Here is an 18,930-nt window from a genome sequence, read left to right as displayed (position 1 = left end):
ACCCCGGTTACAGCGGACCGGGCCGGCGGAAGGTGTGCAGCTTGAAGGGGTAGCCCAGCATGAGGCTTACCCCCGAGCCGCGCACGCGCAGGGTGGTGCTGCCTTGGCGGCCGTTGTAGGAATAGTCGAGCGGCACCACAATCATGTCCTGCAGGCCTTGCGTAACGAGCAGGTGCAGCGTGGCCCGCTCCTTGCCGCGGCGGTAGAAGCGCGCCGTAGCCCCGGCCGTAAGGTAGCCGCCCCAGCGGCGGCGCCAGTAGGGGCGCTCTGTGAACGTGATGCTGTCGTAGCCGTTGCCGCCAGGGTTGAGGCTGCCACAGTCCAAGCAGGTGTAGCTTTTGGCTTGCGCGCCGCCGCCTACCACACCTTCCAGGCGGAAGCTGAGCAGGTATTGCTCATCGCCTAGGGCCAGGAAGTTTACGTCCGTCAGCTTGCGGCTCACCAGCACCGGGATGCGATGGGCGTAAGCGCTGCTTGTGCCTCCGGTAAACACTCGCTGGCCATAGGGATTTTGGATCAGGTCCTTGGGTAGCCTCACCTTATAGCCCCAGCCGTAGTTACCGCCCGAGTACCCCACCGACACCGACCATTGCTCGCCCTGCCAGCGCAGCATGGGCGCCGCTATTTCGTCTCTTCTAACAACCCGGGCGTTAAGTGGCCGCTGTCCAGTTTTCCAGAAAGCACCCTCTGCGAATGTGTGGTCAACCCCGAGCTGGGCATCCAAGTAGAGGCGGTTCTGGGCCTGGATGTCAGCAAAGCTAATGAACAGGAACAAAGCCAACAAAGCCCGGCTACATGGTTTAGGAAAAGCAAGCCCCAGCAGCATGTTGCTGGGGCTTACATCGTTAAAGTCCATCAATATGGAAGGTTTCCGTGGTAAATCCCCCGTTTCCTCCTATATTGAAAGCAACATCGTAATCATAGCTACGCAAACCATTAACCGAATGGTAGGCTCTGGCAACCACCTCGTTATTGTCGTTTTGAGGACCGTTTCCGCAGCTATTGGTATCTGAATTGGTGTAAGAACCCGTGTATGGAAACGGGCATCTTTCCACCCAGCTTGCGCCAGGGTTTGGTCGCGTAAACAAACATGCACGTTGCGCTAGGTAGGCACCCAAAAATCTTTTTTGGTTTCTGGCTCTACCTGTAAGCGTAAAGTATATCCCGAATTTATTATATGTCAGTCTGCATACCAAACGCTGGTTGCTACTGTACCATCTATTCTTATCACCCGTATCTTTTGATTTCGCCCCGTTCGGGCAGCTTTGCTGCGGGTCCTCGGTAGGCCGTTCGGTTCCCACTGTAGTTCCCAGGTCTTGGTCGGCCTGCAGCGCAAATACGTTTTCGCTGGTGTAGTAGTAGCGGATGTTCGGGTTGTTGGCGCCGGATACAAAATCGTTGTACAGCTCCGCTTTTAGCGCCGCCGGGATGTAATAGATTTTGTCGCCGACGAAATCCACGCGGTAGATGTTGGCGCCCACTTACACCAGGCCTTTGGGCGAGAACACCGCTGCCAGGTACGTATCCGTAACCGGCCGCACAGATACCGTATCGCCTTGTTGCTCCAACTCCTCGTAGTAGCGCCGCAGGGAGTAAAAGTTGTCGTGCTTTTCTTCCCAGGCGGTCAGGTGCCCGTTAATGCTTTCCTCGGGCGCTAAATCGTCAATCGTGTTTTGCGTTTCGGCAAATTCGGCCGGGCTGCTGAACACAAGGTAGTCGCCGGCGCTTTCCGCGTTGGCGGAACTCAACCGCGGCTGCGGCTGCAACTCTGGGCCGGCCTTCTGGCAGCTAAGCACGGTGGCCGCCAAGCACAAAGCGGAAAAGGCGGCCGTTAAACGGGGGGGGTAATGGGTGAACATAAGCAATTGGTTAATAGTGAAATGATTTATTGACCGTGGTAATGTTGCTCCTTGATTTGTTAAATACAAGCGACTACAAAAACATAATGCACGCCGTAGCCGTGGCTGAAGAACCAGGCGTTGGGGCTTTGCCTGCTTGGTATGCCTCACGCCGTTAGCGCATACAGCAGGATATTCACCCCAAACTTGGTGTTGTCTTCGGCCAGAAAACGCTTGTTGCGGAAGTCGTAGTCCCACTCGCAGCCGTAGTCTTTATTGGAGTACAGCACGCCTATGCGGCCGTTTATTTCAATGGCTTTCAGGTAGTCGTGCACCAGGTCGTCGCCCCAGCCGTTGAGCTCGAAGCCGGTGGCGGGCGGGCCGTCCTTAAACTTGAAGAACTGCGTGTAGATGGGGTGGTTGTTCGGAAGCTTTTTTAGGGCTTTGGCTCCGAAACAAACCCGCATCTGCTCCTCAAACGAGCGGGCAAACAGGCCGTCAATGTCGTGGTTGCAGTCGTCTACGAACACGAAGCCGCCGTTTTGCACGTACTGCGTGAAGTTCTTTTTTTCGGCCGCGGTAAACTGCACCAGCCGGTGCCCCGAGAGGTAGCAGAACGGGTAATTGAACAGTTCGGGCGAATCCAGCGCCACCACTTTTTCCTTCAGCTCCACCTTTACCGTGGTGTACTCGATGAGCGAGTGAAGCAAGTTGGCGGGCATGCGCTCATCCACGGAATGCCAGTCGCCGGACCGGTAGCTGAGGCGCACGAACGTGAAGGGTGAAGGCATGGATTAAAGGTAAGCAGGGGCAAGGACGCAAACGCGCGGCGGCAGGTGGCATAAGAAGCAGCCCGGAGGCTTAATTAAGCATCTGAAGCCTTTGCGCCAAGGCGTAGAATCAAGCAGCGAGCTTTTCTATAAAGCTGACAGTGTGCGGTTAATAACGTTGAGGTAACTAAAAAGGGGCGGTAATGCCCGCCCAAAAAATTGGGAAGCGCGTACAGAGGTGACGTGTACTTACTGCTGCCTTGCCTCAGCCTTTAACCACACTGTTATGAAACCTGCTGCTTTATTACTGCCCCTGGCCCTGCTACTAGCCGGTACTGCCCACGCCCAGCTAGGCGTAAAAGCCGGTCTGAACGCGGCCGTACTCGGCGGCGACAACCTCTCCGCCGATACCGAGTTCAAGACCAGCTACCACATTGGCGCGTTCTACGAGGCCAAAGTGTTCGGGCCGGTTTCCATTCAGCCCGAGGTGCAATACTCGTTGCAAGGCGGCGAGTTCAAGTCCGACGGCGCCAACTTTGATGCCCAGCTGCATTACCTGCAGGTGCCCGTGGTGGCCAAAGTGCGCTTTGCCCGCGCTTACGTAGAGGCCGGCCCCCAGGTAGGTTTCCTGCTGAAGGCCCGCGAAGACGGTAGCGTGCTAATCGGCCAGGACGAAGCCGGGGCCATTTTCGCCAACGATGACCGCGGCGCCTGGAACCGCTACCAGAAAACCGATTTCGGCCTGTGCGTGGGAGCCGGTGTGAAGCTACTGGCTGGCGTATCCCTGGGTGCCCGGTTTATAGCTGGACTGAACGATGTAAACGATGCCCAGAACATCACGGGACTGAACGATGAAAAGCTCAAGAGCCGGGTGTTCCAAGGCTTTGTAGCATTTCAGCTGCCGTAACCCGGCGCGTCACTTATTGATGTGATTGTGCGGAGTGCCCGGGCGGCGGACCTTTGCGGAGCATCCACGCTCACGCCTCGTCCCTATGAAACGCCTGTTCCTCCTCCTGCTCGGTGCCGCCCTCGCTACCCCGGCCGTTCACGCCCAAGATTTCGGCTTGAAGGCGGGTGCCAATGCCTCTGTGCTTGACGGCGAAAAGCTTTCCACCAGTACCGATTACCGCTTCCAGTACCACGTAGGCGCCTTTTATAACTACAACATAGTGGGGCCGCTGTCTGTGCGGCCCGAGTTGCAGTACTCCTTACAAGGTGGCGAGTTCAAATCGGTGCAGGAGGATTATGCCACCAAGCTGCAGTACCTGAACCTGCCGGTACTGCTCGACCTGAAGCTGGGCCCGGTGCACGTGCAGGCGGGGCCGCAGTTTGGGGTGCTGCTCACGGCCAAGGAAACCGGCACTTTGCTAACCGGCTACAACCCTATGAGCGGCCAAGCCCAGTACGCCAACGTAAGCCGCCAAGTAACCGGGCAATACAAGAAGCAAGATTTCAGCCTCTGCGCCGGCCTAGAACTGGACCTTGGCCGAACCTTAACCGTGGGCGGCCGCTTTAATGCTGGCCTTAACGAGATTAGCGACTTCGGCCAAGTGCGCAGCCCTAACGATCCGCAATTAAAAAACCGGGTGGTTCAGGGCTACGTGGCGTTCAAGTTCGGCAGTAGGTAGCTCAACAGGAAGTTACTGCGCTTTCAAGGCCCTGGGTGCTTTAAAACACAAACACCGGCATCAGCATAAAACGGCCCCTGAACAGCAGTGTTTAGGGGCCGTTTTATGCTGATGCCGGTACGATGCCGCCTTGGGCTTACACCGCGTCTGACAAACTGGTGAAGGTGAAGTCGCGAATTTTCATCGGCGGCACCAGGTTGCGGCCCAAACGCTGTGGCCGGCCCAATGCTTCGATGTTGTTGAGCATGATGATGGGCGACTCGTTAAAGCGCATGTTCTTAATCGGGTGCTTGATCTTGCCGTTCTCGATGTAGAACGTTCCGTCGCGCGTTAGGCCGGTGAGCAGCAGGCTTTGCGGGTCCACGTCGCGAATGTACCACAGGCGCGTCACCAAAATGCCTTTCTGGGTGCTCTTGATCATGTCTTGCAGGCTTTGCGTGCCACCTTCCATGATGAAGCCGCTGGGGAAAGCCGTGGCGGCTTTCTTGTTCTTTTCGGCCCAGTAGCGCGAGTAGTAGAGGTTTTTCACTACGCCTTTCTCAATCCAGGTCATCTTCTTCACCGGCAGTCCGTCGCCGTCGAACACGTCGCCGGGAGCTTGGGTGTTGAGCGGATCGGAGTAAATGGTCACGCGCGGGTCGAAGAGCTTCTCGCCCATGCGGTTGCCGCCGCCTTTCTTGCTCAGGAACGAGCGGCCTTCGTCGGCTTCGCGGGCGTCCATGGAGTACATCAGGCGGTTGAGCAGGCCCTCGTCGGAAACCAAGGCAGCGGGCTCCAGAATTACGGTGTACTTGCCGGGTTCAATGGCCTTGGCGCCTACCGAGCCGGAGGCTTTGTCGGCCGCAATTTTGGTTAGGGCTTTGGCATCGAACTGGCCCACGTCGGTGAAATCGGCCACGGCGTAGCCCGAGCCGGTGCCGTCGGGCGTGCGCACGGTTACCGAGAAATCCACGTTCGTGGACTGCTGAAACGCCTCCAAGCCCTTGCTGTTGCGCATGGCCACGAAACGGATTTCGTCTTCGAGGTAGCCGGCACCGTTCAGCTTGCGGCTTTCACATAAGCCAATGCTGTCGGCGGCCACGCGGGCACGCAAATCGGGCGTAATGGCGGCCGTGGCGGGCGCGAACGTGGCCGGCGAGAGGTACTGCTGCGGACCCAGCAGCGGCATATATTCTGGGTCTTCGGGCGCTAGGCGCGCAATTTCCTCGGCGCGCAGCACGGTGCGGCGCAGCGTTTCGTCGTCGAACTGGTTGCAGGTTGCCACACCGGAACGGCGACCAAAACGCGACTGCACCACCAGGGCTATGTTGTCGGCGCCGCCGGCGGTGCTCACGGCGTTACGGGCGTAGCGAATGTTGCCACGGGTACGGCCGTTTAACGCGGCCTCGCACTCGTCGGCTTTGCTGAAGCTGATGACCTTCTTGAGAATCGTCTGGGCTTCGTCGCGGGATAGAAGTGCCATATAAAAAGTAGTCGGGAGGGAAGGGAAGACGTGCGGCTAACCGACTTTGCGGGCGGTGTTAATCACGTTCACGCCGTTAAAGCGCGTGGTGGCCGAGCCGTGGCTCACGGCCGAGCTTTGCGAGGGTTGGCCTTTGCCGTCGTTAAAGAAGCCCGAGAACCGGTAGTCCGACTCGTCGCAGGTTGCGGCGCAGGAGTTCCAGAACTCAATGGTGTTGGTTTGGTAGGCCACGTCTTCCAGCATCCCCGTGATTTTGCCTTTCTCAATGGCGTAGAATACCTGCCCGCCGAACTGGGAGTTGTAGCGCTGCTGGTCGATGGAGAACGAGCCATGGCCGGCAATGTAAATGCCTTTGTCCACGCCCTTCACCAGCTCGTCTACGCTCAGCTTGCTCTTGTTAGGTTGCAAGCTCACGTTAGGCATGCGCTGGAACTGCACGTCCTGCCACGACTGCGAGTAGCAGCAGCCGTCGGACTCATTTTGGCCCACGATATGGGCTTGGTCGCGAATCTTCTGGTAGTCAACGAGGGTGCCCTCCTTAATCAGCATCCACTCCTTGGTCTTCACGCCCTCGTCGTCGTAGCCTACGGCGCCGAGGGAGCCGGGCTGCCGCTTGTCGGCCACGATGTTGACCACTTTCGAGCCGTAGGGCTTGCCCTGCTTCCTCCATTCCAGCGTGGCGAACGAGGTGCCCGCAAAGTTGGCTTCGTAACCCAGCACGCGGTCGAGTTCCAGCGGGTGACCCACCGACTCGTGGATGGTGAGGCCCAAGTGATGCGGGTCGAGCACGAGGTCGTACTTGCCCGGCGTCACGCTCTTGGCCGTTAGCTTCTCCTTGGTCTGCTTGGCAGCGCGGGCAGCGTCTTCCAGTATGTCGTAGCTATTTTTGTAGCCAATCACATCTGAACCGGCCGGGCCGGCCACTTTATCGGCGGCTTTCGGTACCATGTACTCGTAGCCGAGGCCCATGGGGGCGCTCAGGGCCTGCCGGGTTCGGAACTTGCCCGAGGCGCGGTCGATGGCGGTTACCGAGAACGTGGGCCAGATGCGGTGAATGTCCTGGTCGATGTACGACCCGTCGGTGGAGGCAAAGTACTTCTGTTCGTTGATTTGAAACAGCGCCGAGTTGACGAAGTTGGCGCCGTTTTCCAAGGCTTTGGCGTTGGCCGCCAGCAGCAAATCGACCTTTTGCGCAATGGGCACCTCGAAGGCGTTTTGCTGAATCGGCGCTTTCCAGGCCACTTCGCCGTAGCCTTTTTGCGGAGCCAGCTTCACCGGCTCCTTTTGCACCTTGGAGTTGGCCTTGGCAATTTGCACGGCCTGTTGGGCCGCCTTGGCAATACCAGCTTCCGTTACCGTGTTCGTGGCGGCAAAACCCCAGGTGCCGTTGGCAATAACGCGCACCCCGGCCCCAAAGCTTTCGGTGCTGGCAATGTTCTGCACCTGCTTTTCGCGGGTGAAAATGCCTTGGTTGAGGTAGCGCCCAATGCGCACATCGGCATAAGATGCGCCGGCCGATTTGGCCGCGTTCAGCGCCGCATCGGCCAGGCGTTTGTTCACGGTGGCGTCCATTACCGGCTCAAGCAGCCGCGAGGGGTCGACCGCGTTGCCAGCCATGCTGGGGAAAGAGGGCAGGAACAGGGCCCCAGCGGCAAGGCTGGTTAACCCGACAAAGTCGCGTCGTTTCAAAAGCGTAGTGGTTTGGCGTTAAGAGAGGGTACTAAAGCATGAGGCGGTCCGAGCGGGAAAGAAATCCAACTGCGGCCAATGCCCGACGCCCTTACGTGTCGGATTTTTTAATTAGAAAGCCCGCTCAGGTTGCCGAACGGGCTTTCTAAAGGAGGTTTTAAACCGCGTCGGAAAGGCTGGTGAAGGTGAAGTCGCGGATTTTCATCGGCGGCACCAAGCTGCCGTTCAGGCGCTGGGGCCGGCCCAATGCTTCAATGTTGTTGAGCATGATGATGGGCGACTCGTTGAAACGGAAGTTCTTAATGGGGTGCTTGATCTTGCCGTTCTCGATGTAAAACGTGCCGTCGCGCGTTAGGCCGGTATAGAGCAGCGTTTGCGGATCTACGGAGCGGATGTACCACAGGCGCGTGACCAGGATGCCTTTTTGGGTGCTCTTGATCATGTCCTGCGTGCTTTGCGTGCCGCCCTCCATGATAAACGCGCCGGGGAAAGGAATGTCGGTAATGCCCGATTTCTGGGCCCAGAAACGCGAGCTGTACATGTTTTTCACCACGCCCTTCTCAATCCAGGTTACTTTCTGGCGGGGGCGGCCGTCGCCGGCAAAGGCGAGGTCGGGCACTTCCGGGTGCGTGGGGTCCGAGTAAATGGTCACGCGCGGGTCGAAGAGCTTCTCGCCCTTGCGGTTGCCGCCGCCTTTCTTGCTCAGGAACGACCGGCCTTCGTCGGCGTTGCGCGCATCAAACGACTGCATCATGTTGCCGAGCAGCTCCACGGAAGCGGCGGGCTCCAAAATCACGGTGTATTTGCCGGGCTCAATGGCCTTAGCGCCCACCGAGCCGGCAGCCTTCTCGGCCGCAATCTGGGTCATTTTGGCCGCATCGAACTTGCCGATGTCGGTGAAGTCGGCAATGGCGTAACCCGAGCCGGTGCCGTCGGGCGTGCGCACCGTTACCGAGAAGTCGAGGTTGGTGAACTGCTGGTAAGCTTCCAGGCCCTTGCTGTTGCGCTTGGCCACGAAGCCCGTGGTGTCTTCCAGAAAAGCCGCCGACGAGAGTTTCTTCTGGTCGCAGAGGCTGATGCTGGCGCCGGCCTGCTTGGCGCGGAAGTCGGGGGTGATGTTGGCCGTGTTCTGGGCAAACGCGTTGGGCGCCAGGTACTGCTGCGCACCGAGCAGGGGCATGTACTCGGGGCTTTCGGGCGCGAGGCGCGCAATTTCCTCGGCCCGCTGCACCGTGCGGCGTAAGGTGTTGTCGTCGAATTCGTTGCAGGTAGCTATGCCCGAGCGTTTGCCGAAGCGCGACTCTACGGTCAGGGCCACGTTATCCACGGCGCCGCTGGTGCTAACCATGTTGCGGGCCGTGCGGATGTTGCCGCCGTTCTGGCCGTTGAGCGTTACTTCGCACTCGTCGGCTTTGCTGAAGCTCAATACCTTCTTGAGTATGGTATTCGCGTCGTCTTTGGAAAGGATTGCCATTGGTGGGGTGTGCAATTAGCCGACTTTGCGGGCGGTGTTGATAACGTTCACGCCGTTAAAGCGCGTGTGGGCCGAGCCGTGGCTCACGGCCGAAACCTGGCTGGGCTGGCCCTTGCCGTCGAAGAAAGAGCCGAACAGGCGGTAGTCCGATTCGTCGCAGATGGCGGCGCAGGAGTTCCAGAACTCAATGGTGTTGGTCTGGTAGGCCACATCCTCAATCATGCCGGCAATCTTGCCCTTCTCGATGGCGTAAAACACCGTGCCGCCGAACTGGGAGTTGTAGCGCTGCTGGTCGATGGAGAACGAGCCGCGGCCGGCAATGTAAATGCCCTTGTCCACGCCCTTAATCATGTCGTCCACGCTCAATTTCTGCGTACCTGGCTTCAGGCTGATGTTGGCCATCCGCTGGAACTGCACATCTTGCCACGACTGCGAGTAGCTGCACCCGTCCGACTCGTTCTGGCCCACGATGTGGGCCTGGTCGCGGGTTTTCTGGTAGTCCACCAGCTTGCCGTCCTTGATGATGTCCCACTGCTTGGTTTTCACGCCCTCGTCGTCGTAGCCCACGGCGCCTAGGGAGCCAAGCTGCGTTTTATCGGCGAAAATGTTGACCAACTTTGAGCCGTAGGGCTTGCCCTGCTTCCTCCAGTCGAGGGTGGCGAAGGAAGTGCCGGCATAGTTGGCTTCGTAGCCCAGCACGCGGTCCAGCTCCGTGGGGTGCCCCACCGACTCGTGGATGGTGAGGCCCAGGTGGTTGGGGTCGAGCACGAGGTCGTATTTGCCCGGCGTCACCGATTTCGCGGTTATTTTCTCTTTGGCCTGCTTGGCCGCCAGTGTGGCGTCTTCGATGATGTCGTAGCTGTTTTTGTAGCCGATGAGGCCTGTGCCGGCCGGACCGGCAATTTTATCGGCGGCTTTCGGCACCAGGTACTCGTAGCCGAGGCCCATAGGGGCGCTAAGGGCTTCGCGGGTCCGGAACTTGCCCGAGGCGCGGTCAATGGCCGTTACCGAAAAAGTCGGCCAAATGCGATGTACGTCCTGGTCGATGTACGACCCGTCGGTGGAGGCGAAGTACTTCTGCTCGTTCACCTGAAACAGGGCTGAGTTGACGAAGTTGGCGCCGTTGTCCAAGGCCTTGGCGTTGGCGGCCAGCAGCAAGTCCACCTTCTGGGCAACGGGTACCTCAAAGGAATTCTGCTGAATGGGCGTTTTCCAGGTAACCTCGCCGTAGCCTTTCTGCGGGGCCAGCTTCACCGGGTCTTTCTGCACCTTGGAATTAGCCTTGGCAATTTGCACGGCCAACTGCGCGGCTTTCGCCAAGCCGGCCTCGGTCACGGTGTTGGTAGCCGCAAAGCCCCAGGTGCCGTTGGCCAGCACCCGCACGCCGGCGCCGTAGCTCTCACCACTGGCAATGTTCTGCACCTGCTTTTCGCGGGTGAAAATGCTCTGGTTCAGGTAGCGGCCAATGCGTACGTCGGCGTAGCTGGCGCCGGCCGACTTGGCCGCGTTCATGGCCGCATCGGCCAGGCGCTTGTTCACGGCGGCGTCCATCACCGGCTCCAGCAGCCGCGAAGGATCTACCAGCGTGCCGCCGAAGCCGGGGAAGCTCGGCAGGAAAAGGGCGCCGGCCGCGAGGCTGGTCAGCCCTACAAAATCACGTCGTTTCAAAAGCGTAGTGGTTTGGTAACAGAAAGGGGAAAAGTCGAAAGCTCGTTTCGAGCTCAATGACAAAGCCGTTTGGCAGTGGATGCACGCTTTCGACGCTAAAAGCTCAGAAAAGAACCGTTAACATTAGCAGAAAAGCAAAAACAGCGGAAGATCCGGGCGGGTCTGCGACGCAATGCTGCAGTTGATCAAGCAACTAGCGCGAGCAAATCGGCGGCTATGCCGGACCAGGGCTGGTTTAAATCGATGGTTACCACGCGCACCGGAAAGCCGCCTAGGGTGTAGCGCAGGTCGGCGGTGTGGGTGGCGGCGGGGTAAAGCAACACGCCTTCCAGCTGCTGATTGGCCGGTGCAGGCTGGTTTTGCAGGTAGGCGTACAACTGGTATAAGTGAGGTGAAATCAGCCGCTGCCGGTCGTAGTGGGGCTTGAACGCGGCCGTGTAATACTTGGTATCGAGGATAATTTTGCGCTCCGGCGTTTCCAGCGTGGTGTCGGTAATCATGCTGGGCAGCAAGTCCAGATCGGCTGCATCGTCGGCTTGGGCTTGCCAGCTGATGGTTTCGCTCAGTACCCGGTAGCGGCGCTGCTCCAGCCGGAAGAAGTTGCGCACGAACCGCTCGAAAATCTGCGCCATTAGCACTTCGTCGCGGCGAAAATCGTAGAAGCGCGTGCGGCCTTCGGTATCGGGTTCGGGCAGGGCTGTGCGGTAAATCAGGTCGCAGAGGTTAAGCAGGAAGCCTTCGGGGCCGGGCAGACGCAGGCGGCGCACGGTGCGCAGCTGGTGGCGGGTGAAAGGCGCCGGCTCTATCTCCTCCGGGAAACGGGCGCGTACCCGGCGCACTTCCTGGCGCAGGCTGGTGGGTAGGTGGCGCGTGCGGGCCAGGACTTCGAGCGTGCCGGCCAGTAAAGTATTAAAGGGTGTATTCGGGCCTAACTCATCGTAGGCGCATACGGCGCGGCCCTGGCGCAGCAGGTCGCGGGCAATGGTAGGCGTAAGCAGCACCCGGCCGCGCAGCTCCGATAGTTCGTCTTCGCGCTCGGCATAGCCCAGCGGCAGACCCTGTTGCAACAAACGCCGCGTACCAATCAGCAGCATGTGCGTGAGCAATTCCAGCGGCCGATGAAACGTGCTCGTGTCTACGCGCTGCCACTCGCCGTGCGCGGGCAGGCGGTTCCATGCGTAACAAAGCAAGTAATACAGGTTCTGGATCGGGACCACGGATTCAAGCAGATTGGTCGGATTTCACGGATTTTGTGGACGCCTGGGCATTGCGAAGTGTTACCTGCGCATTTGCTTTGCTAGTTTGTCAGGGCGTGTCAGTATGAGTATCAAGGTGCAAGCAGCCGCTGCTTGTGCGCGGCCGCTTGGGCTGGTTGATCGAACCAGTATTCATCGAGCAGCGGCGCTATTTCCTGTTCGAGAATGAGGTGCAGCCACGCCGGAGCATCTGCGGGCCGGGCCGGCGGTTGGCAGAAGTAGCTGTGCCCCAATTGAAAATCAGCTCCGAGCTCAGGGTCGGCAGTAATGGCTTGATTTAGTTCGGTCATCCGACTCAGCAACTTCTCCACCACAGCCGCTGTAACACCTTGCCGCACGAGTAGCTGCCGCAGCGGCTCGCCGAAAGCCGGCTCCATGCCTACAAAAGCGAAGCGACGGCGCAGCGCGTAGTCAAGCGGCGCCAGAGAGCGGTCGGCGGTGTTCATGGTGCCGATCAGGTATAGGTTATCGGGCACGAAGAAGCGAGGCGCGTCGGCGGGCGAGTAGGGCAGGCGCACGGCGTGCCGGGGACCACGCTTGTCGGGTTCCAGCAGCACCAGCAACTCGCCGAAAATGCGGTTTAAGTGGCCGCGGTTTATTTCGTCAATCAGCAGCACGAACGGGCGCTTGGGCTGCTGCGCGGCGCGCCGGCACACATCGGGCAGCACGCCGTCGGCAAGCTGAAAGCCGCCGCGGCCATCGGGCCGGAAGCCCTGCACAAAGTCTTCGTAGCTGTAGCTGGGGTGAAACTGCACCAGCTCCACGCGGCTTTCGTCGGTGTTGCCCAGCAGGAGCCAAGCCAGGCGGCGGGCCAGGAACGTTTTGCCGGTGCCGGGCGGACCCTGCAAAATCAGGTTGCGCTTGCGTTCCAGGCCGGCCAACGCATCGTCCAGCTTTTCACCGGATATGAACAGTTCCGCCAAGGCTTTGGCGCGGTCGTACGGTACGGAAGATGCAGCCCCATAAGCTGTTTCGGGCTCCTTCGCCTGCACCGCATCCTTGCTTTCCGATGCAGCGGCAGCCTTGCGCGGGGCCGATGGCAGCGGTATTTCGTCGGTAGCCAACCCAGTATACAAGCCCTGCATAGCTTCCTGAGCGGCCACGTCGCCGTCGTGGGGGGAGTTGGCCAGCACCGGGCGCTTGGTGGTTACCGTGAAGCTCAGCTTCTCCAAGGCCTGGTTGGTGGGGGCGCCGGCGGGCAGCGGCCATTCAGCGTCGGGGGCGCCGGTAGCCAGGCGAAAAGCTAGCTCCGCTACCGGGCGCGGCGGGTAGCGCCGGCCCCGGAACACCAAGTCGTAGACTGTGCTCGGCGGCAATGCCAACGCCTCGCGGTCGATCTGGCGCAGGGCACGCAGCACGTGCTCACGGGTGAGGGCAGACGAATCGGGCGGCGTAGCGGGGTGAGGCATGCAGGCGGTAAGGTACTGGCAAAACGCTAATAGGCCGGCGGTAGTTCGGTGGCAGCACGGCTGTAAAAGCTACGCCCCGCGCTCGGCTCGTGCGAAAACGGCCGGGCGCGGGGCGCATCAGGCAAAGGTCAGCGCGGCTTAGGCGCTGCGCTGCGGGTCGTGGGCTTTGTCGGGGGTGGGCTTGTTTCGCTCGTTGGTAGCGGGGCGCTTATCCTCCTCCTTTTTACGGGCCGGGTCGTCGTGCTTGGGCGTTTTCGGAACATTGGTATCAGGCATGGCTGTGGCTGGGTTAAGTGAACAATGCCTTAGTGTACGCGCCTCCGGGTGGCGCGTTTTTCTTCGGCCACTTAACGAAAGACAACACTTGCGTGGCCCGGAGCGGGAAATGGCAGCTCTGGTATTTTGCCCACAAAAAAGGACAGGATTGGCAAAATACTAGTGAATCTATTGCGTTTGATAGTATTGCTAATATTAGATCATATAGATGTTTTTCAAGCTTTTATGCTTGAAAGCAATACTTTTTCATCGGGCATTTTAGGCTGTTCATCCCAAATAGGGACAGGTTCGTCTAGAAACGGGAACTTGTGTTTAATGAATTATAGCTGAAGATTAAACAAAGCTACATTTGCCGACGTAAAAGCCCTGCCTTCCTAAAGTACAAGCTTCGGGCTTCTCTTATGAATATACCTTTCCTCAACCGTCTGCAGTCCATGACCCAACTGAGCGTACCCACGGTCAATGCGGGGACGCGTGCCAAGGCGACGGCCACAGTGGACAGGATACGTGCCGAGCTGCCGGAGCTGTTAGGAGTAGCAGTTATTGACATTGTCAGTGGCCAGGCCCTGGCGACTTACACAAGCTTGCCGACTTTCAACCCAGCCAAGGCCGCTTCCTTTAACGTGGAAGTAGTGCGGCAAAAGCAGCGGGCCTTGGCGGCTATGTCCCTGTCGGGGGAAAAAATCGAAGACATTCTCATCACCCTGCGCGAACAGCTGCATTTACTCCGGGTAAGCGAGAACAACCAGCATCTGTTGTACCTGGCTGTAAATAGCCAGGATACCAACCTCGCCATTGCTCGCAATGTGCTCCGGGCCCACAGCAATTAGTGCACTCTAGGGCCGCTTCCTTCCTACATTTTTTTCTTTGTTACCCATGGCGTATTCTACCTCCAATGCCGCCGGCCAGGCCGTGCAAAACATCATCAACGAGCTGCCCCAGCTGGTGGCCGTGGCCATCGTGGACGCGCAGTCGGGCATGTGCCTGGCCTCGCACACCAACAACCCCAGCATCAACCCCGAGACGGCCGCCGCCTACAACACCGAGGTGGTGAAGCAAAAGCAGAAGGCCATGGCCGCCCTCAAGCTGCAGGGCGAGCAGATCGACGACATCCTCATCACGCTCACCAACCAGCTGCACCTGATCAACTTGCTCGACGACGGCAAGAAGTTCATTTACCTGGCCGTCAACAAGCGCGACATCAACTTGGCCATTGCTCGCGACGTGCTTCGCCAGCAGGCCGAACTGCTCAAGTAGCAGCCATACGATCCGCTGCTTTGGGCTTCCCAGGCCGAAAGCACATGCCGGGAAGTAGCCCACAGCACTTCCCAATTACCGCCTCCGTACCCGTTCTGCCGCACTAAAGGTACCAGGAGCATGATCTGACGTCGACCTAGCTGGCCGATTGAGGCCGTTTGGATTGCGCATTTTTTGTTTCCACCACCAACCCGTTGCTTTATGAAGTTGACCGCTTCTCCCTTCGATGCCAACACCGGTGACCTGCTGCCCGTGTACCGCGACGCCTACCTGCGTGGCGACTTGTCGCGGGGCAATACCGCCGAAGTTGATGCTTACCTCCGGCACAACCGCCACCGTGCCGACGACACCCTGCGCCGCTTTTACGAGATGAAGCAGGCCGGTGAGCAAGTGCGCCCCGTAGGCTGGGTGCAGCGCCAGTTCGAGCTGATTCGGACCGAGCCGCAACGTTTCCGCCGCCGTGCCGCAACGTTGGTAGCCGGTGCTGCGCTGGTAACCGGAGCCACCATGGCTGCCACCAACCTGCCCACCGAGTCCGCCGACTTATCCGTGGTACCCACGACGGCTGTTGCGCCTGCCAAGGCCAGCGCTATGCGCATGGTAACCGTGCGTGGCCGCATCCTCGACGAAAACGGCCGCCCGCTGGCCGGCGCTACCGTTTTGGATAAATCATCCCGCTACGGCGTGGGTACCGATGCCGAAGGCTATTACGCCCTAACGTTGCCCGCCGGTACCAAAACCACCCTGCAGTTCGGTTACGGTGGCTACACCGACGACGAGTTGCAGGTAGCCGGTGGGGTGCAAAACGTGACGCTTCTGCCACGCGAAGCCCAGCAAAAAGCCAAACAGAAGCGCCGCTGGCTGTTCTTTTAGCCATGAGGTCAAGAAAGCACACAGCTATGTGCCCAACAAAAAGCCCCGGCCTTATCAGGCCGGGGCTTTTTGTTGGGTAATGATTTAACCACGGGCCTATTGGCTAAGCCCCGGGGGTTGTTTATTGGTACTGAATGTAGAGCGGCTTGGGGTTCAGCTGGCTCAGCACTTCCTTGGCCGTCATGATGTGGTGCGGCGCCGGGCGGGCATCGTACTCGTAAAACAGCTTGAAGCCGGTGTACTGTACGGGCTGCTTTTCGATGTACGCCTTGTAGGAATCCTTTTTCAGCGTGGGGTTACCCCAGCCGTCCATGTGCATTACCACCTGCACGCGCGGATCAAGCTTGATGTTTTTGTAGTTCGTAACCATTCCCTGCGTGAAGCGGTGCACGGTCAGGATTTTCGGCGGGAGCTTGTTTTCGCTCACGATGCGGGCCAGGAAGTTAATGGCGTAGTTCACGTCCTTGGCGTCGTAGGTGCCAATTTTGCGGCCCGGCTTCACGCCCTTGGTTTCCATGGCAAACTCCGGGTCGATGCCCATGTGCACAATGGGGTCCTTCAGCCAGGGCTCCAGCTTGTGCAGCTCGTTGGGCAGGTTGCTTAGGCCCACCTGCACGTCCAGAAACACGATGGCGTTGTTGTCCTTGGCCCACTGAATCGTTTCGTCGATGGTGGCCTTGGAGTTCATCAGGCGGTATTTGCCATCCTTGCCCGCGGCTGCCTGCGCCGTAATGGTTACGCTGTGCAGGGCCGGCTGAACCGGAATGCTTGGGTCGGCTTCCTGCCACTCCTTCTGCACCTTACGGAACTTGGCCAACATCTGCTCTTTCGGCTCGCGGCCCAGAATGCCCATGCCCTTCGCCCGAATATTGCCGTAAAACGCGATGATGCGCTTGCCCGGCAGAATAGCGCCGGGTAGCTGGCCGCTGGCCTTCACAATGGAATCGGCCTTTAGCGAGTCGCGGCGCATGGCCTGTGCCTGCAGCTGCACTGAATCAATAACAACTGGTTTGGCAGCTTCGGCCGAGTCGGCGGTGGCAGTACCGGCGGCTTCCGCATCGGTGCGGGTAGAGCAGCTGGGAAGCAGAGCAGGAGCCAGGAGCAGGCCCAGTACGGGCAAAAGAGGCGCGGCGAAGCGCGAAAAAAGCGGAAAACGGGTCACTACAAAGGGGTTGGTAGGGCAAGCAATAGAGCTACGAAGTTAGGGCATTTCGCCTGATTGCTCAGTCATTATATTTTCCGAAGCCCTTATCAGATGCTTCCCTGCGGTGCTAATTTGCGCGCTGTTATCCTTTTTACCGATGCCGTTTTTACGCGTTGCCAGCCTCTTGCTGGTTATTTGGGCGCTTCAAACTCAAGTAGCTCATGCCCAAGAGTTTCACCTCGATAGTATTAAGCTGGCCCGCACCGGTGGTGTATACATGCCCGCTGCGCAGCGGGCCATGCTGTTCTACCTCGACCAAAGCGGAGGCCGTACCTCGTTTCGGCAGTACGCGCTCGATTCCAGCCTGCGCGTGCGCCACCGCCACGACCTGCGCCTGCCCGGCCGCTACGACCTGGTGAACCAAGCCTCCAGCCGCCATCACTTGCTTTACCAGTTGCGGCGCCGCGGTTCCGATAGCATCGTAACCGCTGTGCTCGACAGTACCGGTCGCGCCGTGGTCTTGGAACGCAAACGCGACCGAATGCTGCGCTGGCAGGAACTGCGCGGGGCCGATTTTCCGCTGACCAACGGTTTCCTGGTATCCGAACCCGGCCGCAAGCGCGGACCCATAATGGTACGCTTCCTCGATACTCAGCTGCGCACGCGCTGGTCGCACGGTTTTGCCTCGGAAAGCGGCGGCGCGGTAACCATCGACGACATGGCGGCCGACAGCACCCACCTCTGGCTGATGGTAACCAGCAACGCCCAGAGCCGCCGCGCTACCTCAAAGGCCTACTGCATGGAGCTGGCCACCGGCCGTGTGCTGTGCCGGCTGCCGCTGGATTACAGCGGCGAACGGCGCGTGCCCGGCATCATTAGCATGGGGCTGAAGCACTCGTTGCTGGTGGCAGGCTACTCGTACGCCAACATGCGTCCCAGCCGCGTAAATACTGGCAACCTGTTTTACACCCAGCTTAGTCCCGACAGCGCCCGCCTTACCAACCGCCTCGTGAAGCTGGGCCAAGACCCCATACTGCGGGCCGCCCGGCAAAAAGTGCTGTGGCAGGTAATGGCCCCCGATGCTGCCGGCAACGTGCGCCTCGTGGGGGAAACCTACACCAGCACCTCGTTGGGCGGCCATATTGCCCTTGGTGTAGCCACGGGCATTGCCACGCTCGGCATTGTGCGCCTGAACATCACCACCCTGCACCCGCGCGACCTGCTGACGCTCCAGCTCACGCCCACGTCGCAAATCACCGAGGTGCGGGTTATGCCCCTGCCCGATGGCGGATCATACACCACGGGCGGCTACCTGCAGGCGCGGCGCATGGCCAAACAGGCCGCCATGTCGGGCGTATTCCGGTTGCGTGGCCTCACCCCCGACAGCAACCATGTGGTGTTGCGCACTCCCCGGCGCGTACTCACATACGACCTGCGCACGGGCCAGCCGAGCGTGGTGCAGCAGGTGCCCGCCACCGGATACCTGGACCTGTGGCATGCCGGCCCGCAGCGGTTGCTGCTTTACCACGAGCAGCGCGCCCAACATCGCCTGCAACTGCAGCAAGCCAGCTACAAGGTGGTTCCCGTATTGTAAAGAGGAAAAGCTAACGGCCCGCTGGAATAGTCCAGCGGGCCGTTAGCTTGTGTGGAATTAACGCACAAATGAAACGGGCAGTATGAAATAAAGTCGATACAACTTGCCGCACTTGGGGAGCCAGCCCATGCACATAGCAGAAACGCTTTCGGCCATTTTAAGCTTTGGCCGGCGGAATTGCTTAAGCCAGCTTGGCAGCGCGCTCGGGGCGGTTGGCATTTTCAGCCGTGGCTGGCTTGGGCGAAACGGCCTGACGCAACCAATAACCTGCCAATGCCGCTATGCCTCCGGCCAATCCACCAACCAGGGCCGTGACGAACACCAAGGCCCAGCCATTACCACCCAGCGGCAGCAGTTGGGCCACGCGCTGGCTTAGCACACCTTCAGTGCGCAGATGCTGCCAGCCGGCTAGCAATAACCACCCTAACCCTATGCCCAGAAAACCAGCGAGGAAACTGCGGGCGCCGGTGGTGGGCCAGGCAAAAGCCAGAGCTAAACAAAGCGGCGCCACTGTCCACCAAGGCGAGACGGCCTGCAAAGCAATTCCAGCAATCAAAATGAGCAACAGTAGCCCGATAAACGATTTTTTCAT

At 59.4% G+C, this 18,930-nt stretch carries 19 protein-coding genes; 6 read left to right on the top strand and 13 right to left on the bottom strand.

Translation table 11 applies throughout. The features are described 5' to 3' along the window. Positions 1 to 7 precede the first annotated feature (7 nt). The 4 genes from ABD903_RS07950 to ABD903_RS07935 form a co-directional block, all read right to left on the bottom strand. Complete coding sequence (locus tag ABD903_RS07950) at positions 8 to 856, bottom strand: hypothetical protein (protein WP_345222910.1); 849 nt, start codon at positions 854 to 856, stop codon at positions 8 to 10. Beyond that, positions 846 to 1,481, bottom strand: coding sequence for a hypothetical protein (locus ABD903_RS07945; RefSeq protein ID WP_345222908.1), 636 nt, complete (start codon positions 1,479 to 1,481; stop codon positions 846 to 848). The genes ABD903_RS07950 and ABD903_RS07945 overlap by 11 nt, the downstream gene beginning before the upstream one ends. Next, positions 1,482 to 1,859 carry a hypothetical protein gene (locus ABD903_RS07940; protein WP_345222907.1) on the bottom strand — a complete coding sequence of 126 codons (378 nt, stop codon included), beginning with the start codon at positions 1,857 to 1,859 and terminating at the stop codon, positions 1,482 to 1,484. It abuts the gene before it with no gap. A 146-nt stretch (positions 1,860 to 2,005) separates the two neighbouring features. Beyond that, a complete protein-coding gene (locus tag ABD903_RS07935; protein WP_345222906.1) occupies positions 2,006 to 2,629 on the bottom strand; it encodes a DUF4159 domain-containing protein in 624 nt (207 codons plus the stop codon). 265 nt (positions 2,630 to 2,894) lie between these two features. On the opposite strand from ABD903_RS07935, the gene ABD903_RS07930 reads away from it, so the two are divergent. Next, entirely contained in the window at positions 2,895 to 3,515 is a 621-nt protein-coding gene (locus tag ABD903_RS07930; protein ID WP_345222905.1) for a porin family protein, read from the top strand. 85 nt (positions 3,516 to 3,600) lie between these two features. Continuing rightward, positions 3,601 to 4,236: a porin family protein gene (locus tag ABD903_RS07925; RefSeq protein WP_345222903.1), complete on the top strand. Its 636-nt coding sequence runs from the start codon at positions 3,601 to 3,603 to the stop codon at positions 4,234 to 4,236. A gap of 136 nt (positions 4,237 to 4,372) precedes the next feature. Here ABD903_RS07925 and ABD903_RS07920 read toward each other — a convergent pair whose 3' ends face one another. The 7 genes from ABD903_RS07920 to ABD903_RS07890 all read right to left on the bottom strand — a co-directional run bounded on the left by ABD903_RS07920 (position 4,373) and on the right by ABD903_RS07890 (position 13,470). Next, positions 4,373 to 5,698, bottom strand: coding sequence for a TldD/PmbA family protein (locus tag ABD903_RS07920; RefSeq protein ID WP_345222901.1), 1,326 nt, complete (start codon positions 5,696 to 5,698; stop codon positions 4,373 to 4,375). Positions 5,699 to 5,734: 36 nt separating this feature from the next. After that, positions 5,735 to 7,387, bottom strand: coding sequence for a TldD/PmbA family protein (locus ABD903_RS07915; RefSeq protein WP_345222900.1), 1,653 nt, complete (start codon positions 7,385 to 7,387; stop codon positions 5,735 to 5,737). Positions 7,388 to 7,544: 157 nt separating this feature from the next. Continuing rightward, entirely contained in the window at positions 7,545 to 8,861 is a 1,317-nt protein-coding gene (locus ABD903_RS07910; RefSeq protein ID WP_345222898.1) for a TldD/PmbA family protein, read from the bottom strand. 15 nt (positions 8,862 to 8,876) lie between these two features. Continuing rightward, on the bottom strand, positions 8,877 to 10,529 hold the full coding sequence (locus ABD903_RS07905) for a TldD/PmbA family protein (protein WP_345222896.1): 1,653 nt from the start codon (positions 10,527 to 10,529) through the stop codon (positions 8,877 to 8,879). 185 nt (positions 10,530 to 10,714) lie between these two features. Continuing rightward, positions 10,715 to 11,746, bottom strand: a complete 1,032-nt coding sequence (locus ABD903_RS07900) for a 5-methylcytosine restriction system specificity protein McrC (RefSeq protein WP_345222894.1) — start codon at positions 11,744 to 11,746, stop codon at positions 10,715 to 10,717. A gap of 110 nt (positions 11,747 to 11,856) precedes the next feature. Beyond that, complete coding sequence (locus tag ABD903_RS07895) at positions 11,857 to 13,194, bottom strand: AAA family ATPase (RefSeq protein WP_345222891.1); 1,338 nt, start codon at positions 13,192 to 13,194, stop codon at positions 11,857 to 11,859. Between the two features lie 138 nt (positions 13,195 to 13,332). Continuing rightward, entirely contained in the window at positions 13,333 to 13,470 is a 138-nt protein-coding gene (locus ABD903_RS07890) for a hypothetical protein (protein WP_345222889.1), read from the bottom strand. Between the two features lie 401 nt (positions 13,471 to 13,871). Between ABD903_RS07890 and ABD903_RS07885 the strand changes: the two genes are divergently transcribed. The 3 genes from ABD903_RS07885 (at position 13,872) to ABD903_RS07875 (ending at position 15,600) form a co-directional block, all read left to right on the top strand. After that, positions 13,872 to 14,300 carry a hypothetical protein gene (locus ABD903_RS07885; RefSeq protein WP_345222887.1) on the top strand — a complete coding sequence of 143 codons (429 nt, stop codon included), beginning with the start codon at positions 13,872 to 13,874 and terminating at the stop codon, positions 14,298 to 14,300. Between the two features lie 46 nt (positions 14,301 to 14,346). After that, on the top strand, positions 14,347 to 14,727 hold the full coding sequence (locus ABD903_RS07880) for a hypothetical protein (RefSeq protein ID WP_345222883.1): 381 nt from the start codon (positions 14,347 to 14,349) through the stop codon (positions 14,725 to 14,727). Positions 14,728 to 14,928: 201 nt separating this feature from the next. Beyond that, a complete protein-coding gene (locus ABD903_RS07875; RefSeq protein WP_345222877.1) occupies positions 14,929 to 15,600 on the top strand; it encodes a carboxypeptidase-like regulatory domain-containing protein in 672 nt (223 codons plus the stop codon). Between the two features lie 121 nt (positions 15,601 to 15,721). On the opposite strand, the gene ABD903_RS07870 is transcribed toward ABD903_RS07875, so the two are convergent. Beyond that, complete coding sequence (locus ABD903_RS07870; RefSeq protein ID WP_345222875.1) at positions 15,722 to 16,762, bottom strand: hypothetical protein; 1,041 nt, start codon at positions 16,760 to 16,762, stop codon at positions 15,722 to 15,724. A gap of 139 nt (positions 16,763 to 16,901) precedes the next feature. Between ABD903_RS07870 and ABD903_RS07865 the strand changes: the two genes are divergently transcribed. Further along, entirely contained in the window at positions 16,902 to 18,338 is a 1,437-nt protein-coding gene (locus ABD903_RS07865) for a hypothetical protein (protein ID WP_345222873.1), read from the top strand. A gap of 181 nt (positions 18,339 to 18,519) precedes the next feature. On the opposite strand, the gene ABD903_RS07860 is transcribed toward ABD903_RS07865, so the two are convergent. Then, positions 18,520 to 18,930: a hypothetical protein gene (locus ABD903_RS07860; RefSeq protein ID WP_345222871.1), complete on the bottom strand. Its 411-nt coding sequence runs from the start codon at positions 18,928 to 18,930 to the stop codon at positions 18,520 to 18,522.

Origin of the sequence: Hymenobacter koreensis, from assembly GCF_039541855.1 — a bacterium.
GTDB classification, from domain to species: Bacteria; Bacteroidota; Bacteroidia; order Cytophagales; family Hymenobacteraceae; genus Solirubrum; species Solirubrum koreensis.
The sequence above is the reverse complement of the archived record's forward strand: the minus strand, read 5'-3'. Positions and strand labels throughout refer to the sequence as shown.